General features: G+C 48.6%; 8 protein-coding genes. 1 reads left to right on the top strand and 7 read right to left on the bottom strand.

Annotation, left to right across the window (positions count from 1 at the left end):
* Positions 1-38: 38 nt before the first annotated feature.
* The 4 genes from ACTNEN_RS11020 to gdhA all read right to left on the bottom strand — a co-directional run bounded on the left by ACTNEN_RS11020 (position 39) and on the right by gdhA (position 8,823).
* A complete protein-coding gene (locus ACTNEN_RS11020; RefSeq protein WP_441206487.1) occupies positions 39-1,523 on the bottom strand; it encodes a SpaH/EbpB family LPXTG-anchored major pilin in 1,485 nt (494 codons plus the stop codon).
* 195 nt (positions 1,524-1,718) lie between these two features.
* Entirely contained in the window at positions 1,719-6,812 is a 5,094-nt protein-coding gene (locus ACTNEN_RS11015; protein ID WP_441206486.1) for a SpaA isopeptide-forming pilin-related protein, read from the bottom strand.
* 29 nt (positions 6,813-6,841) lie between these two features.
* Positions 6,842-7,045 (bottom strand): hypothetical protein, encoded by a 204-nt coding sequence (locus ACTNEN_RS11010; protein ID WP_441206485.1) that lies wholly within the window; start codon positions 7,043-7,045, stop codon positions 6,842-6,844.
* A 443-nt stretch (positions 7,046-7,488) separates the two neighbouring features.
* Positions 7,489-8,823, bottom strand: a complete 1,335-nt coding sequence (gdhA, locus tag ACTNEN_RS11005) for an NADP-specific glutamate dehydrogenase (protein ID WP_441206484.1) — start codon at positions 8,821-8,823, stop codon at positions 7,489-7,491.
* A 672-nt stretch (positions 8,824-9,495) separates the two neighbouring features.
* On the opposite strand from gdhA, the gene ACTNEN_RS11000 reads away from it, so the two are divergent.
* Positions 9,496-10,086, top strand: a complete 591-nt coding sequence (locus tag ACTNEN_RS11000) for a biotin transporter BioY (RefSeq protein WP_441206483.1) — start codon at positions 9,496-9,498, stop codon at positions 10,084-10,086.
* 107 nt (positions 10,087-10,193) lie between these two features.
* Here the strand turns inward: ACTNEN_RS11000 and ACTNEN_RS10995 are convergent, their stop codons facing one another.
* The 3 genes from ACTNEN_RS10995 to ACTNEN_RS10985 form a co-directional block, all read right to left on the bottom strand.
* Complete coding sequence (locus ACTNEN_RS10995) at positions 10,194-11,393, bottom strand: Spy0128 family protein (protein ID WP_441206482.1); 1,200 nt, start codon at positions 11,391-11,393, stop codon at positions 10,194-10,196.
* A 185-nt stretch (positions 11,394-11,578) separates the two neighbouring features.
* Complete coding sequence (locus ACTNEN_RS10990; RefSeq protein WP_441206481.1) at positions 11,579-13,207, bottom strand: SpaH/EbpB family LPXTG-anchored major pilin; 1,629 nt, start codon at positions 13,205-13,207, stop codon at positions 11,579-11,581.
* A gap of 57 nt (positions 13,208-13,264) precedes the next feature.
* On the bottom strand, positions 13,265-18,703 hold the full coding sequence (locus ACTNEN_RS10985) for a VWA domain-containing protein (protein WP_441206480.1): 5,439 nt from the start codon (positions 18,701-18,703) through the stop codon (positions 13,265-13,267).
* Between the last annotated feature and the right edge of the window lie 2 nt (positions 18,704-18,705).

The raw sequence follows: 18,705 nt of genomic DNA, 5'->3' as shown, positions 1-18,705 counted from the left end.
CAGCTTCTCTTAATACGTTATCGATAATACGTTACCGATCAGCTTCTCTTTTTAATAATCAGCACTGCAGCCGCACCAGCCATGATCACAAGACCAGCAACTGCAAATACCGTTGTACCAATACCACCGGTGGAAGGAAGAAGAACACCAGCATTATTTGGAACATCAATGGCATTGTTTTCTGTTGTAGTATCTAAGTTCACAGTAATGGCAACTCTCTTAGTCAACTTATTATAACCCATAGGAGCTTTGTCCTCCTGCAGGTAATACGTTCCTGCTGCAAGACCCTCAACTTTTGCGGTCGCATGTCCGTTCACGCCGCCCGCTTTGATTGATGTTGAAGTCTCATTACCGGTAAGAACTTGGTATGTATTCGTATCAGCGTTCTTTACAGAAATCTGTATCTGTGTACCACCATTTTCAGCGGTCCAAAGCGAGAACTCAGCATCTCCTGCAGATTCCGGAATTACTACATCATCATCTGTTGCCTCAGTACCCTTACCGTCCTTTTTGGTTAGCTGGAAGCCATAGGTCTTTACTCCAACTGGCTCAGTCTCAACACTAGTATAATGATCATACTCAAGATGTGCCTTATTGGTTTCAGCCGTATTGACAACCGCTTGATTATTTACTACTGCTTTATACGTCAGTGTAACTGTCTTACCTTTCTGCGCACTTACCACCTCACTTGGAAGTGTGATAGTAATAGTCTGATTGCCATCATTATCTGAAGATACTTCTGAAATCTGTAATCCTGTGATTTCTGTATTATCAACCTTTGCCGTCACATCAAGTAATGCATCTTCATCAGCTCCATCATATGGTGTAAGACCCTTAGTCATTGTATCAAAAACCTTGATGTCCTTAGTAGTGTCAACATTTTCCGGGATAGTAACATTTACAGTGTAAGTAACATTCTGACCATATGCTGCTGTTGTAAGGTCCTCTGTCTTAGTCAGCGTAGGATAGACGTTCTTCTCTTTAATTGTCACACCATTAGATCCAGCGGTCTGTACTGCGAGCACTTTACCTAAGGATGATTCGATAAGATAATATCCATCATCAAGATCATTAATAGTTACAGAACTTCCACCGCCATTCTGTTTAATAGAATTATCATCAGAATATTTTTGTCTAGCATTTTTAACGGCATTTTTAATGACTTCTGTATTAAATGCTGCTGCAATTGCCTTGGCTGCTTCATCTTTTTCCTGATCACTCATTGTTGAGTAATCTTGTTTTGCAACAACATTCCATCTTGTGCTATCGGCAGATTGGGTAACATTGAAAAAATTAGTCCCTTCAATGGCATGTGCCAATGCTTCATTTTCAACATAATATGCAACGTTATTGCCGTCAATGCTGGCTTTTAAAACCTGATAGTATTTATACGTTGTGGTGTCGGTTTCTCCTGATTTAGCTCCACTCTCAATCGTAATACTTGCCGCCATGGCGGTTAATGGCATTGCTGCTACCAGTGCGCTTGCCGCGAGGACTGCGAACATCTTCTTAAACTTTTTCATAATCTCTACCCTTTCTTTGCCATCTGATGGCACTTGAGTTTATTGGTTGCTTCTGTTTAAGCCACAGATGGCATTCACTTACTGCTCTTTTTGTGCCCGGCCGCCGGCATTCGCAAATGACGCGGCGGCGGGCTGTTTGTACTTTCACCGGCTCACTCCTCGGCACAGTACCCGTCGAGTTCAGAGGCTAAAATGTTAATTTAAACCTCCTTTCTGCCTGTGTCTGGCGTGAATGATATAAACCATAGCGGTCAGCATCAGCGCGAGTCCGCTTAAGTTGTAGAGGAATGTTCCCATACCGCCGGTGCCGGGAAGAACCCGCCCCGGGGTGTTGAAGATGGTGATATCAATTGCGCCATCCTGTGTGCTTACTATAGTGACCTGTTCATCGGAGCTTTTAGCCGGCTGTACCAGGCGACCATTGCTTATACTAAATTCAAATGATTTCGTCAGCAGATTATATCCCGCCGGAGCTGTAACCTCTGTAATCCGATACTCACCATCCGGTATTTTATTGAAGGTAATTCCATCTTTTGGAATCGGAAACTTTCCTTCGCTATCCACCGATTTAAGATCAGCAGCCGGTTGATATGTATTATTTTCTCCCTTCTTTTCAATCTTGATCGTTGCACCTTCAAGTGGTGTGTTGCTGCTGTCATTGGCTTTTTTATAGAAGGTAAGCTTTACTGGTGTGTTGCTGATTTGGTTGTTTTGTATCTCAGTACCATTAAAGGAGATGCTTACTGCACCATCCCTAGTAATCTGGACTGTATAAATCGCATCGCTTAATACATAGCCGGTCGGTGCCGTGATCTCTTTAATATAGTAGGTTTTGCCAGAAACCGAGTCATATGGAAGCCCTGTGAATGTAACTACTCCGTTTGCATCCGATGTGCTTGTGAGAGCAATCTGCCCATCAGTCTTGTATGCCTCTGTTGCCCGCTCATTGGTAAATACTCCAAACACAGCACCAGAAAGTTTTGTCGTTGCATTTCCATCCTCGACCTTAGTGAAGCTCACATTTACTTTTGGTGTCTCATAGACGTTTGTAAAGGTCACCGTTTGGTCGATAAAAGTATTATCAGTACTCTTTAGGGAAACATTATCTACTGCTGTTCCTTCAGTCTCCTGCGAATTATTTCCAACTTGATATAACGTCTTGGAGTACGGTATCGTATTCGTTCCACCATTGGTAACCACCTCTTTAGAGATCTGCTCTACGACCTTATATGTTTTTCTTGGATCGAGTTGATGAAACGTATATAAACTATTGCTAAAATCGCTATATTTAACGGTATATAATGGCTTATAATCTTTATCGTTATCTCCTTTCTCTAATAACTCAAACTGCGTGTTGGCAAATTCCTCTGAATCTGGTGCATTCTGTGTAATCTGACCATTAACTTGAAATTTCTTTACAAGCGTAAGACTCCTAGTGTTTTCTGTCGCATCATTCTTAACAACTATATCAACATGACCTGCACTTGGTACGGTTGCGCTTACTCCATCCGTACCATTATCATTTATAGGTTTTCCATCAGAGCCTTTTGCCTGATAGCTTACAGAATAAATCTGTCCTGTATCCGGTTCTACAACCTTAACTTCTGTCTTTGCACCAATATTGGAAAAATTTGCTGTATCACTTGCATGAATGGGAAACTGTCCATTTTTATCTGTCTTATAGGTTCTACTGGTTCCTGTGCTGTTTAACGTATATGTTTGATCTGCTACAGGAGCAAAACTTTGTCCTTCACCGGTCTTAGTGAAAAGCTGCAGCGTATACTGTTCTTCACTTGCCTGCCTTGCATCTAATCCTTCGACTTTTTTCTGAATGTTGACACTGCCATCCGGGATCGGCGGGATGTTGACCTTAAGCTTCAGATTTGATGCACCGGCTCCTCTCTCCATGTAAAAGATCTGGATTCTGTGCTGTGAACCGTCAGCGAAGGTATTGGTATTTTCCTTCCAATTGGTCCGGTCAAGTGCATTAGCCTTACTAAACTGCTCTTTGATGTTAGTTTCTTTCCACGCTATAGCCATATTAGTTGCATGATCAGTATACCTTACCTCACCAGTTGCAAAATTTATATAACCGCTTTGCGCATCATGGATACCACCCAGATCCAGGACAAGTACTCCGTCAATGTATACCACCATGTCATCGTCACCGGTAAATTCATAGATCATATCCTGACCATTCACCTGACCACCTACCGGCTGATAAAACTCTGCGGTAGCATACAAACCGAAGTAATAATTATTTTTCTCATTGAATCCATACAGAGCTTCCTTATATCTCGGATCCGTATGCTCTAATCGCTTGCCCTGATCATCATACAAATTGCGATTTAATACCAAACTTGTATTGAGCGTATTAAATGGCATGAAATTTCCACGCTGATAAAAATATGCCGGATTTTCACTATTTCCAATCTTTGTGTCTCCGCTCGGCGTCCCTAGTTGATGATATACTGTAAAGTCATCATCATTGTTGTCATTCAGAGTCGCAAAGTTATCTGCACTGTTATATTCAAAATAACCAGTCTTATCATAGGTTTCTTTGACAAAAAGATGATTTACTTCTCTGCTTTTTCCAAACCACTTCTCGATAGTTCCCTGCTTTCCAGTTAATCCAGGATACTCTTGACCATCTGGTATTAGATTGGAAAATAAATTCCGCGTAATAGAACCACTATTTTCATAATAGGAACCACCAATATTTACCTCACTCTCTTTGTTTATTTCAGAATGATCCTGTATGTATATATGGAAGCCCATACTTTTACTATCTACAGTCTGAACTGTTGTAAGCTCTTCCGTATAGATTACATAAATGATATCTCCGGATTTAACATTATCAGTCCTTTCACGCCCGGAATTGTTATCATAGCTGAATATCCAGCGAGTATGATTATAGTTCGTTCTCAACACGTTATTCTTTACAATATAATCATATCCATCCCTTCTTAACCGGACTTCACTGAACTTATACGTATGCTTACCTATCGTATATTCTTGCGGATAATCTTTTATAAAATTAATCTGCTTCCCCTCATTAATGTTGATATCCGATAATGGAATGTTCATATCAATTTCTTGATAATTAGGATAAACATCAGGAATAACAAATTTAACTGTCGCACTATAATTAACATACCAAGCACTCCACGTAATCGCAAACCCTGAGAAGCTATCTACAATAAAGGTGCTCTCGATGCCGACTGCATTGTCCGGAAGGATTTCCTTCACCTCCGCCGGTTCTGCATTCTCGACAGTGTCTTCTGCGGTGCCCTCTGCGGTGTTTTCCGTGGTATCCTCGATGCTGTCCGTCGTCTCACTGACCGGTGCCTCTGTAAGCTCTGTGGTCTTTCCATCTGCATCGACCGCCTGAATCTTGCCTGTATCGGATTCTGCATCCCTGCTATATTCCGCTACGGTGTCCACGCTGATCGTCTCGGTTTTCTCGTTGAGGTGCTTGATCTGCATGGTGCTGACATCAGCATCCTCCGGGAGGGCTTCCTTGTAAACCTTGATCCGGACCTTGACCCGGCTCGCAGGCTCAACCTCAACGCCGTCTGCATTCACAAAGCTTATGTCGATAGACTGGGAGTTTTCATAGGCGCCTTCCGCCTTGAGCGCGTTGACCTGCTGCTCGGTGAGGGTGTCTTTGCTGGTCTCAAGTGTGCCGTCCTCTGCTTCCGCCGGTTTTTCAAGCTCTTTAAGCTCGAGCTGTACGGGCTCTGCAAATGCACTATCTTCTGCAAACACGCTGACTTCGTATCTGCCCTCGATCTCTGCGGACCAGTAGGATTTGCTGAGGTCGTCCAGTGTGTACTGGAGAACCTTGGCACTTGCTACAGAGTCGTCCACAAGATCCGCCGCATGGGTATCTCTTAAGAGAGATTTCCGTTCCTTCTCAAGCTCGATCTCCATATCGGTCCTGGCGGTCTCGGCTTCCGCTGTTGTCTCTGCCTTAGAAGCTTCGGTGTTTTCCTCTGCTTCCGCTTCATCCGCTTCAGTTTCTGTCTCAGGAGCCTCGATGTCACTAGCCGATGCGATGCTGTTTTCCGACGCCTCGGACTTGATCACGCCGAGGGTTTCCTCTACGGCTTCTACGGTTTCCTGAATGCTGCTGCCGATGGTTTCTGTCGCGTCGGCGATGGTTTCCATAACCTGCTGCAGAGTTTCCTGCACGGCTTCTGTAAGCGATGTGCTCTCGCCTGCGGACTCGGTAACGGCTTCCTGATGACCTTCCTGCGGGAGGGTTGCCTGCGGCTCTGCCGTTTCGCCTGCCTGCGGGGCAGTTGTCTCCGCTGCATCAGCGTTTGCATCATCCGAAGTCCCGGCGTTCTCCGCTGCAGTATCCGAAGCTTCGTTGCTCTCAGCGGTGGCATCGGTAGCTTCCGCCGCCGGATCGATGGACTCCTGTGCATCTGCTATCGTAGTCTCAGCTTCCGTAGATGCGGCTTCGGTGCTTTCCTCTATCTTGGTCTCGGGGATACCGGTAACGTCGAGGGTCCCCATCACGCCTTTGATGGTGCTCTCTGCCTTTAATACCTTGATGCCCTTTTCCAGAGTCTTGCCGTTAAGGTCGATGTTAAAGACTCTGGACTCGTCGGCATGGTTAATAAAGAGGAATGTTACTTTTTCCTCGCCGTTAAGCTCGTATGTTGTCGGGTCCGCCGGAGTGATGTCGGTCTCGGCGGCGTTATGCATGAGCTTGTTGGAGAACTGGTCATAGAAATTGCCAAACAGCGAACCGGGGCGATAGAGGACGAGTTCCTTTTCGTTTTCCTTATCCGGATCGGAAAAGACAACCTGTGTGTCCTCCTTGTCCTGTTTTGTGATGTCGCTGTCTGTCGCGATTTCCAGATTGCCGTTTGCCTCTGCCTGCTCCTGATCCATCTGAATCAGCGCTTTGACCTCGACGCCTGCCTCTTCCAGGGCTGCGATCTCCCCATCCGAAAAAAGCGTAAGCTCATACAGCGGGTTACTGCCATCGGTCAGAGCTTCGTACGCTGCCTGTGTCCGCTCGTCCTTGCTGACTCCGATATACTGGTCGTCGTACAGTGTGGCATCTGCCAATGCAGCCTCCGCTGCGGCTCTCAATGCGGTTCCGCTTAAACTCAGGGTGATTTTCCTGCCGTTAACCTCTACGCCTCCAACCTCTGTGCGGCTGTCTGCAAAAGAGATTCCCTGTAAAGTGGACAGGCACATGCTGACGGTAAGCAAACCAACCAGACCTTTTTTGGCTCTTTCTTTTCTGCTTCTGCTTGTCTGTCTTTTCATTGTTTCTCCGACCTCATCTCTTGCTGTTTCTAGAGAGATTCTATCTCTATCGTATCTGTTTCCAATGCTGCATCGATCATTTTTATCAGTTCCAGGGTGCTGCGGAAATGCTGTTTCTGCTTTCCGTTAACCCAGGTAACGCGGCCCTGCCAGCTGGCATTTGCCTGATCCGTCACCTCGATGATAAACGTGCCTTTGGTTGTTCTGTTGTCTATGTGTATGCTCTCGTCCATGCCGCACGCCTTTCCAACTCCTTCTGATTTCTTATATCAACATGATAGCAAAGCCGACATCAAGACTTTCATCATAAACGCGGAAATTTTTTGCTTATTTCAGGGAATTTATGGGATTTTGATGTGGAGTTTTGATATAGATCGGGGGAATTTATGGGATTTTGATGTGGAATTTTAATATAGATGCAAGGGATTTCGGAGAGGAATTTGTGAGGTTTTATGGGACGGAATTTGGAAACGGGATTGAGGATTTTAGGAACGAGGGATTTTGGTGGGGAATACATCAGTTGTAACTGATAGGTTTGGTATAAATCAAACGAAGCCCCGCGCGGTTTTGATTTCCGTGCAGGGCTTCGTTATCTGTTGTGATCCTTTGCTACGAGCATGGAGCTAGCAGCTTTGGGCTTATAAACTTACACAAAACTTAAGCGAAACGCCGGTGCTTATACTACTCCCTGTCCAAGCATAGCGTTGGCAACCTTCTCAAATCCGGCGATGTTGGCGCCGACTACGAAGTTACCCTCATAGCCATACTTCTTGGCAGCAGTGGCAACGTTGTTATAGATGTTAACCATGATGTTATGCAGCATCTTGTCAACTTCCTCAAAGCTCCATGAGAGTCTCTCGGAGTTCTGGGACATCTCGAGAGCGGAAACCGCAACGCCACCTGCATTCGCAGCCTTAGCAGGCATATACAGGATCTTGGCAGCAAGGTATGCATCAATGGCATCTGCATCGGATGGCATATTCGCACCCTCTGCAACACACCAGCAGCCATTGTCCAGAAGCTTCCGGGCATCTGCGCCGTTGATCTCATTCTGCGTAGCACATGGCAGAGCGATGTCACACTTTACGCCCCATGGCTTCTCGCCGTCATGATATTCCGAACCGGGAACGCGCTTAGCGTACTCCTTGATCCGGCCTCTCTCCACCTGCTTAATCTGGCAGAGCACGTCAAAATTGATGCCATTCGGATCATAAACATAGCCGTTGGAGTCGGAGCAGGTTACAACCTTGGCACCAAGCTCGTGTGCCTTCTGGATTGCATACTGCGCAACGTTACCGGAGCCGGAAACTACAACGGTCTTGCCTGCAAGGTCCTTGCCTGCAGCCTTTACCATCTCGTTGGTGATATACACAAGTCCGTAGCCGGTTGCTTCTGTTCTTGCAAGAGAGCCGCCGAAGGTCAGACCCTTACCGGTGAGGACACCCTCATACAGGTTGGTGATTCTCTTGTACTGACCATAGAGGTAACCTACTTCACGTCCGCCAACGCCAATGTCTCCGGCTGGTACATCCACGTCCTTGCCTACATACTTATAGAGCTCAGTCATAAAGCTCTGGCAGAACCGCATCACCTCTGCATCAGACTTGCCGTGCGGATCAAAATCTGAGCCGCCCTTGCCGCCGCCGATCGGAAGACCTGTCAGCGAATTCTTAAGGGTCTGCTCCATTCCCAGGAACTTTAAGATGGACTGTGTTACAGATGGGTGGAAGCGAAGACCTCCCTTGTATGGTCCGATCGCAGAGTTAAACTGTACTCTGTATCCGAGATTAACATGATTTACGCCCTTGTCATCGGTCCAAGGTACGCGGAATGTGATAATTCTCTCTGGCTCTACAAATCTCTCAAGCAGAGCGTTCTTGCGGTATACTTCCTCGTTGGCACTTACAATCGGCTCGAGGGAGTCAAGGATTCTCTTTGCTGCTTCAAGAAATTCCGGCTCGTAAGGATGTTTCTTCTGTAAGTTATCATAAACTTCAGTTACGTAAGACATAGTAGGTTCCTCCTTTGGCTACGGCCTTTTGTTAAGAACGGAGACAATTTGGGCAGTCAGCGCCTATGGAGACTCCATAGATACTTCATAGAGACTCCATAAATACTTCATAGGGACTTCATGGAGACTCCATAAATACTTCATAGAGATTTCACCAAAGGCGTCGGCATTGGCTCCGAGCTTTATTGCTTTAACGCAGTTAAATATAGCACAGCGATATACGCACAGCAAGAAAAAATACCTGACATAAAAAGAAGTAATGGAAGATTTTAATATATTTTATTGATTAACTTATTGTTTGTCTCATTGACAATCCTATTCTTCATTTGATTGTTAACCTGGTAGATTTTTGCAGTTGACAGTAGGTGGAAATGCATGTATAAATGGTTGGTAAACTATTGAGCTTTGTGTAGTTAACAATTGTAATGTTGACATGAACGCCTTATGACGGTCTCTTGCAAAGATTTACCGGTAAAATTTCAGGACGAGGATCACCTGACAAAATCACCGGTCAAAAATTGCGGGCAAAGTTTTGCTGACTTATCGCCAGGCAATAATCTGAAATCAGGGTTCTGCTGACAATATTACAAAGCAAAGGTCGCAGGCAAATGTACCTATTAAAAGACATCGCTGTGCGGCACTTTAACAACCACTAGCGAAAGGATGTTACTTATGAAATTTTCCACTAAAGATCTGACTATGACTGCGTTATGCACTGCGGTGCTTTGTGTACTGGCTCCGATTTCCGTTCCGCTTCCGGGCGGGGTTCCGGTTTCCCTTGCAACCTTTGCCGTGGCACTCGCCGGTGGTCTGCTGGGTGCGAAGCTTGGTGGTCTGACGGTACTGCTCTATCTTTTGATAGGGGCACTCGGCGTGCCGGTATTCGCAGGATATACTGCCGGACCGTCCCACTTTGTGTCTCCCGCATCCGGCTACCTGTTTGGTTATATCTTCCTCAGCGTGATTACAGGTGCGATTTACTTCCGTACCGGCAAAAACCGCACTGGCGCGGGCAAATATGCCGCTCTATTTCTTGCAGAGCTTGCGGGCGAAGTTGTGCTCTATGTCTTTGGCACGATCTGGTTTATGCATCTCATGGGGCTTAAGGGCAATGCGGAGATGGCCAGCCTCGGCGGTGCGCTGGGCGCATGCGTGATTCCCTTTATCCCGGGAGATCTGTTAAAGATGATTGCCGTCGTTGTGATTGTCCCTGCCGTGGAAAAAGCTCTGAATGCAGCCGGTCTCCGGCAAATTGCCGCCTGAGGCTCGTGAAATCCGCGAAGCTTTGATATCTTTGATGTTGATGATGATGTCTCCATTTCAATAAAATCCTGGAGCCGACGAATATACGGCTCCAGGATTTTTCAACTTCACTTCCGTTTCTTCCACAGTATCCCCCAGGCGCCTAGCAGCAGCACAGCACCTACAAGTGCGATACCATCCAGCACGATATTTCCTGAGTCACTTGTCCGGATACCGCTCCGGACCGCGCCAAGGACCTTGGCAACCGGTGTTTCTGCTGCGGCCTCCCGCACAGCACCCAGCACCTCGCCGGGACCTGTTGTCGGTGTACCGGAGGTCTTTACCGCAGACGGTCTCACATGACTTCCGCCGCCACCGCCACCGGTATGCCCGCCGCCCGAGCTCCGGTACGTATTGGTAAAGCTCATCCGATCTACAATCGTTCCATCCGCCTTCTTGATTGAGGATTCCACCTTGAGCACATCTGCTGCCTCATCCCGCACAACCTGCAGCGTGAGGACATATTCCGTCTCATCATAGGTATAGTTCCTAAGCCCGTCATTCACCTCGCGGATCCGGTATGTGAATGGTCCCGCGACTCCCGCAAAGCTGATCTCGCCCAGCTCCACGTTTCCGGCACCCTTACGCTCCAGCGTTCTCGGCTGCCCTGCCTCTGTTCCTGCCGGCATCGGCGCACTGCCCTCCGGTGTCACCGTAAAACGGAACGATTCCTCCCGACTGATTGCATTCCCATTTCGGTCCACAATCCGCTTCTCAATCGTCGGATTATATGTCACTGCCCCGAGCTTCTCCGTCTTGGGTCTCGCGGTAATGTCATAGGTAAGGCTTTGCTCATCCACCTGCGGCAGAATCACAAGAAACGGGGAAATCCTGCGATAGCCCGGTGCAAGCGCCTGCTGCGAAATAAGATACAGTCCCTCGCTCAGTCCGTCGGTCGTCTCCCCCGCCGGGATATCACTTCGGACTGCCTGCACTGCATGTGCCCGCGCAAACTCCAGAAGCTTCGCCGGAAGCTCACTCGACGCAAGTGTTTCCCGGTTAAATTCCACACTGCTATCACGGAATGCATCGGTCGGTGCAAACCTCGTAAAATCAGCCGCATTCACATCGCCGACCCGGTAGAGGATATACGTGCCTTCCAGGACCTCCGCGCCGCCCTGATCCTGGTCTCCCGGTTTGATGACGATGCTCCCGGTTCTGATACTTTCTTCATGGGTTGCCGCAAGGGCGGTCAGGGACTGCATCGCAAGCAGTATCCCCGCGGTACACGCCACAATCCATTTTTTTATATTCGTTCGTTTCATCATCTTATCTACCTGATTCCTTTATGCCTGACCATCGCTACTCTTGCTTCTATTGCGAATGCTTCCTGCCGTTGCTCTCAAGAGGCCGTCCGGGGCAGCTCCATCCGTAATTGGACAGGAACCGCCCGGGACGGGAAGGGGTTCATGTATCATGACCTGCATAAAACACCTGTCATTAGGATCGCTTATCAGCCTCTCTTTTTAATAATCATGACTCCGGCTGCGCCAGCCATCAGTAACAGTCCTGCGAATGCAAAGATGGTTGTGCCGATGCCGCCGGTAGACGGAAGCTCGATACCCGCATGGTTTACAACCAGGGCAATACCGGTGGAAAGATTCGGGTTTTCATAGGTGACAGAAGTTGTGTTTTCTGTTGCCTCATCCAGAACATTTCCATTTTCATCCAGATAGAAGGTCTTGGTAGTATTTGTCGCCTTTGTCATCTGCGGTGCGATCTGTACCGGCTCTGTCAGCAGATTGTATCCCTTCGGTGCCTCGATTTCGTAAATGACGTACTTACCGTTGTCATTTTCATTTTCTGCTCTAACATCGCCATCTACACCCTTCACGATGATGATACCATCATCTGCAGGTGTGGTGATTTCATTAGTAAGTCCTTCATCTGGCTCTTCACCGGCATAGATATACGCACCGTCTGTCTCACTCGGTGTTTCCTTTACATAGAACGGGAATTGGAACTTGGCGCCTTCAAGAGCATTACCCTTGGCGTCTACCTTTTTAAGTGCAATGGCATAGGTGTAAACCGTTGCAGTATCGGTATACTTATCTCCGCCGCCATGGGGTTTCTGATCTCCGACGTCCCAGGTCAGTGTGAATGTATTGGTATTGCCATCTCCATCAATCACCGCTTGGTCTGTCACTGTAGCAGTATAGGTAATGACAACCATCGCTCCGTTTTCATAAAGACTCTTGTAATTACCCTCGGTGTCATTTTCACTGGTGGGGTTTGCATTTTGCTCAACCCACGGAATGGTAATCGTTCCATCTGTTGCAAAGTTGCCTCCATATTGTAAAATATCATTCACAAAAAACTTCACCTGATCCTCTGTAGTTTCCAGATCTGCATCATTATCCACCATAATGGAGGTAAGTGTCACATCGCTTAGGAAGCCCGGCAGGTTATCCTTTACAGTGTATGACAAAATCTGCTCTGCATCCTGACCTGCTCCATCATAGTTGGAGGTTAAAAACTTAATTGTATAGGTAAGCTCCTGTCCGAAATGAACCGTGGTGTCATCAACGGTCTTACCATCTTCTGGAACCGAAGGTCCCGTACTGTTTTTATCGTACAATGTCACGGTCGGATTAGTGGAATCCACTGTGATGGCGCTTTCTCCCTGCGTGGTAGTTACAATGTAATATCCATAGTCCAGGTTATTAAAGTGAAGCGTCGAACCATCACTTACAGCTTCGGCGATTTTGTTCTCTTGAGCTGCATCCGTCTTTACCCATGCCTCAAGTGCATCTTTCAGCCCGCTGCTCATTTCCCCATTGTCAAAGGCTGCTTCCGTCGCTCTTACATTCCTGGCATCATCCGCATAGAAAAATTCAAGAAGCTCCTCCGGTACTTTTCCAGTATATGCGATCGGTCCGTTTTCTTCTCCTGTCACAGTGGCAGTAAACAGCTTATAGATACAGTATGTCTCGCCCTTTGCTGCATTCGCAACCGTAATCTGCGCTGTTCCTTCCTGCTGCGTGGAACTCTCCGGCACCACCTGCGCCATTGCGCTCATGCCTGTAGCAAGCATCATTGTACTCGCCAGCAACACTGCCATCCATTTTCTAGTCCTTTTCATAGTTTCCTCCTGTCCTAATGCTTGTTTATACTGGTATCCGTTGTTTCGTTCACGACCTTAGTTCCGGGCACTCCGTCTTTTACTGTCGATACCAAAGATCAAAGCAGCTATCATAAGCAGTAAGCCGCCCAGGTTATAAAGTAAAGTTCCGTAGCCACCGGTGCCAGGTAATACACGGCCCGGCGTATTAAGGATTGTTAACGTATTATATTTGTCCCCGGAAATCTCCGCATGACTTGCACCTGTCCCTGCAGTCTCATCCATCCTGATAAGATTTTCCGTTCCGGGATGTACCGTAAAAACGATCGGGTCACGCAGAAGCAGATATCCTGCCGGCGCGGTGATCTCCGTAAGTCGGTAGGTTCCCGGCTGAAGTCCGGAAATCCGGTATCCGTTTGGCTCGGTTCTGGTATTGATTGTGAATGCCTCTCCCACGGCTTCATACGTGCTTTCCTCTCCGGAAGCATTCTCCTTTAATTTCTCAAGCTTGAATACCGCGCCGTCCAGTGCTACACGCTTTCCGTCTTCCGCATTCGTGCCCTCCTTACGAAGGAAAATCTCCGCGGTATCCAGTTGATTTATGTAGGTCACCTGGTAGGAAGTATTTGCCTGCCCGATGGTGCCGCTGATGGTTCCCGTTTCAAGAGCCGGCGCGGCTCCCTCCGGACCTGTAATGCTCTTAAGATGGAAGCTCTCTCCCATGCTGGTCTCTGTGATACTGTAACTGCTTCCACTCAGAAGATTGGTAAACCGCAGATTCCAGTCTGCCTCCAGCTCCACCGTGAGTTCTTTGTCGCTTGCAATGTGGTAATATCCGGTAGCCGTGCCATCCTTTTTTTCGGCTGTCGCGTTGGTGGTAAGATCCTTGATGAGCTTATTTTCATCCGCGAGATCCTCCACCGAGAACCAGACGTCTTGATTTCCTGCATCTTGCACGGTGATGGAGTAGCTGAACTTCTGTCCATTAAGCTCTGCGCTGTCCGAAATGTCCTGCGTAGCAGTTCCCGGTGTTTCAGCTATGTCTAAGTTGTCCTCCGTAGCAGCGCCTGTCGTTCCCGCTGTACCCGTGCTGTCCACTGCAGTTATCACCTTTTTTACAAGGTTTAAGTTACTGCGACGACGGTTCTCGGCGATAAGTCCGCCTGCTTCCGCTTCCGGCACAGAGACATATTGCCTGTCTTTAATGGTATAAACCGTCTCTCCAGCACTGCCGGAGCTGCCGGTTTCGCCATCCGCTGCCGTTTTAAGCTTGAGTAATTGGAGCGCTCCATTTATTACCATCGGATGATAGGTGTCAGCGGTAAGCTCCCAGTGATAACCTGCATTCGCAGGCTCCTGCACGCTATAATCATGTCCGGACTCGAGCACAATCTGACTTCCGTCGTCCTTTATGATCATGAAGCCCGGCGCGATGTAGAACGAATATACGTTACTGCTCCAGCTTTCATCGGACTCTTTTACAGGATTCAGATCCGGTGTTGTCAGATACTCGCTCCCATCTTTAAGGATCTGAAGCTGCACGGGCTCTGCAGGTCTCTTATCCGCATCCAGTGTATTGAACCAGCGTTTGCGAAGCGTAAGCAGGTAACTATGGATCGGCATGACTTCCTCATCATATGCCGGTGTGTCCTCCTGTTCCGCGCCGTTATAGGTATACTTTGTCGTAAGACCGGTATTGGTCTTAAGTCCGTAGCTTCCGTCCTCCAGCTGCTGAATCTCCTCTTTTTGCAGCTCAGACAGTTCGGCAGGCTTTATAGTTTTGTTATTTAAGTCTGCCACAAGGTCATATGCTTCCTGCTTCGGCCAGACATGAAATTCCACTGAGTATTTGACTCCGTCCTCCATGACGCCGATCGAGCTTAAGTCCCAGTTCACCGTGTTGTCCGCGCATTCTGCCTGCGGAGCTTCATCCCAAATTTTGTTGTCTTTATAATACGTAAAACCGCTGATGGCACCATCCGGGACATTAGCGCTGATACTGGAGTGCTGTGTCACGCCGTCCTGCACGCTGACTTTGCTAAACCCCAGACTGTTGGTGATCGCCTGTGCAATCTTGGAAAGCGCCTGGCTTAATGCTTTGGCATCGGCTGCCGCAAAGTAATGTCCATCTCCGGCGCTGGTATTGTTGTCATCAGATCCCGAATACGCATAATTGGTTAGTGACTGCATGCGGCTGACATTTCCAAAAACACCGATGGTATAGAAATGCCAGTGAGAATCAACCAGAGCTTTTGCGTCATCCTTGGCTTCGTCATAACAACGCTGTACAGTTGTTGTATTATTATCATCACCCGTACCATAAACATAAGGATAATAATCAAGATTATAATCTAAAGGTTTATAGCCTCCCTTTGTATTCCGAAATGTCGGGTTTCCATCGGATACAAAGATTACATAAGTGGCATCTCCATCCCAATCAAAGTTAACTGTGGAAGCTTTCTTGAGCGCATCTTCCCAGTTGGTTCCGCCATCTGCTTTTATCTTATTTACAGCGTCGCTAAATTCTTTATACTTTGTAGTTTTTGCTATATTGACTCTCGCCGTAGTAGAAAAGCTGATCAGCGCAAGCTCCACAAGATCCGGATGCTCGCTGGTATTGAGATCCAGCAGGGATTTTGCCACGTCGTTGGTGGCTTTCTTTGCTGCGGCAAGTCTTGTTGGGTCATAGTATGTCATACTTCCCGAGCGGTCAAAGACGATAATGACATTCGCCTTGGAAACTTCAGTGGTAGTATTCACGCGGCCCGTAAGATCCAGGCGGATCTTATAGAGTCCGTTTTCCTCCGGCGTCACGGTCTTTACCGTCGTGGGCTTTGTAGGGTCCGCCGGTGCCGAACGCAGCATGGTAAACTCTGCAGTGCCTTCCTCCTCCTTCGGCACGTTGGTAATGATGGTACTGGTGACCGAGAAGCTGCTCTGCACAAAGGCAAAGTTCTCAGCTGCCACGGTATCTGCCGGGTCGGAAGCATTGGCACTTGCCTGCTCTGAACTTCCGATGCGATCCGCCTGGGCTTCGAGGACCTCCGTGCCGGAAGCTGCAAAATGCACTGCCTTCTGCTCGGCATTTTCCGGAAGCTCCACCGGTGTGTCGTATGTTACCTGGATCTCCACCGGTACTGCGGGCTGGATCTCGGTATCCTCGGACATGATCTTTACGTCAAAGTATCTTGCGAATGGTACAAACCGGGTCTTATCCACTGCGGGATCCCATGGTGTGGCTTCGGTCTCGCCTTCGATCGGCTCAAGCGACGGCATCAGTCCGAGCTGCTGCAGGGTCTCTGTATAATACTGTCCGTACTCCTCTGTGCCTTCCTCGATTTCCCGGACCATAAGCTCTGCGTTTTCCGGGATCTGCGCTTCTTTGGTATAGTAGACATGGATCGTGTAATCCGGTCCCTGATAGATAAGCTCCAGCTTCTGCTTCTTGTTGAGATCCACGAGGTCTCTCAGTCGGTACTGAAGAACCTTGGTGGAAACGGTATCGCTGCTGACAAGATCTGCTGCATGCGCACCTGCGAGAAGCTCTCGCCGGTAGTCTTCAAGCTCCAGCTCCATTTCCGGCTTCACGGTTTCCTGCGGGATCGCTTCCGCTGTCGTCTCCGGCACGGCTTCCGTCCCGTTTACAACACTTCCGCCCGAGACTCCCGTACCTGTCGGGTCTAAAGTCTGCGCGTTTTCCTGTGCTTCTGCGGACTTATCCTCCTGGGCTTTGCCTGTGGCATCAGGATCTACGGCGCTTGTTTCCGGGGCATTGGCTTCCGGAGTGTTGTCTTCCGTTGTACTTGCGTCTGTTGAAGCTTCTACGGAAGCAGCTTCGCCGGTGCTTCCTGCAATATTGCTCTTATCTTCGGAAGCTTGATCTCCAGAGTTCTGCTCTGCCGCCTTTGGCTCTGCTGTATCGGAGCTCTCTGGTGCAGCACCGTCATTTTGCTGCGCCTTGTCGGCTTTATCGGCTTCATCCTCCGCTTCCGCGCCCTTTGGCTCTGCTGCATCACGATCTGCAGGATCTGCGCCAGTCGTATCTCCACTAAGCTCGATTGCTGTGCTGCGTTCCGTTGCCTTGGCTTCTATCACACCGAGATTTCCCTCGATGCTTTCTACTGCACTGGAAAGGATTTCTGCTACGGCTTCGGTCGCGCCAGTTGCTGCAGACTTCTGCTCCGCGATGCCATTTCCAGCGGTCTGATCGTTTCCGCTGTGTTCTGAACCGGTATTTCCTGATCCGGTGTTTTCCGATTTTGCTTGTGCGGTTCCGTTGGTCCCCGTTGCCGCATGTTCTGTATTGTGATTTTCTGCTCCCGCATTTTCATTTCCGGGATTTTCCTGCTGTGCGGAAGAATCTGTATTCTGGTTTTCCTGTGGCTTGTCCTGCCCGGAAGCGTCCTTCTCCGGCTCTGCCGGATTCGCAGGTCCTGCAGGATCGGTGGTATTTTCCACGCCCGTCTGAGAAGCATCAGAGCTGCCTGCATTTGCATCGGCATCTCCTGACGGCTGATCTGTAGCTGTCTCGGTTCCAGTCTGCATATCCCCCGCCGGACCAAGCGCTCCGCCGCTATGCTCATCCTTTGAAGCCTCCAGGCTCTCGCCGGGACCTGCCGGATTTGTGTTTTCCGTCTCACCCGCAGATTCCGTACTTGCCGGCGCTGCCTCTGTCATGCTCTCTTTCGTTGTTTCGGGCGTTGTTTCCGGAAGTGCCTCGGGCAAGGTCTCCGTCACGGTTTCCGGGAGCGTCTCCTCGATGCCCTCGACATGCAGCGCACCCAGGATACCCTTGATGGCAGTCTCGGTCTTAGGCACCTTGATGTGCTTGACCAGTGTCTCACCGTTGAGCGTCAAATGGAAATTCCGGGTCTCATCTGCATAGTTTTTAAATAGCAGCGTTACGATCTCGTCTCCATTGATTTCGTAGCCTGCCGTGTCTGCCTCGGCGATTTCTTCCGTATGGTGATAAAGGTTGTTGGCAAATTCCTGGTAAAATCCTGCAAAATTGGAGCCGTCACGATACAAAAGCAGCTCCTCTTCCACATCCTGGAAAAGGATGCCGCGCTTTGTAATGTCACTCTCGGTTGCGCGTTCCAGGAAGCTGCCCGCAAACGCCCGTTCGGCGTCCATCTGGATCAGCGCCCGAACCTCCACACCGGCCTCAGCCAGCGCCTGCTGCTCCTCCTCGGAAAACAGGTTCATCTCATACAATGGATTTGTGCCGTCGGTGAGTGCTGCGAAATCTGCCTGCACGCGGGGATCCTTTGCCGCTGCAAGTTCATCATCCGTATAAAGATTTCCATCCGCCAAGGCTTGCATGGCGGCATCCAGCACGTCAGCGCCGGACAGATTGAGTGTCACGTTCCGTCCGCTGATTTCCACGTCTCCAACGACAGTTCTGGAATCAGCAAAGGAAACTCCCTGTAATGGCGCCAGGCACAGGCTCAATGTCAATATTCCCGCCAGACTCTTTCTGGCTCTCTGCTTCATGCTTCGTCCTGCTCGTCTCTCCATAA

It is taken from the genome of Oribacterium sp. HCP28S3_H8 (genome assembly GCF_052064775.1).
Classification (GTDB): Bacteria; Bacillota; Clostridia; order Lachnospirales; family Lachnospiraceae; genus Oribacterium.
This window is presented reverse-complemented; position numbering and strand designations above follow the sequence as displayed.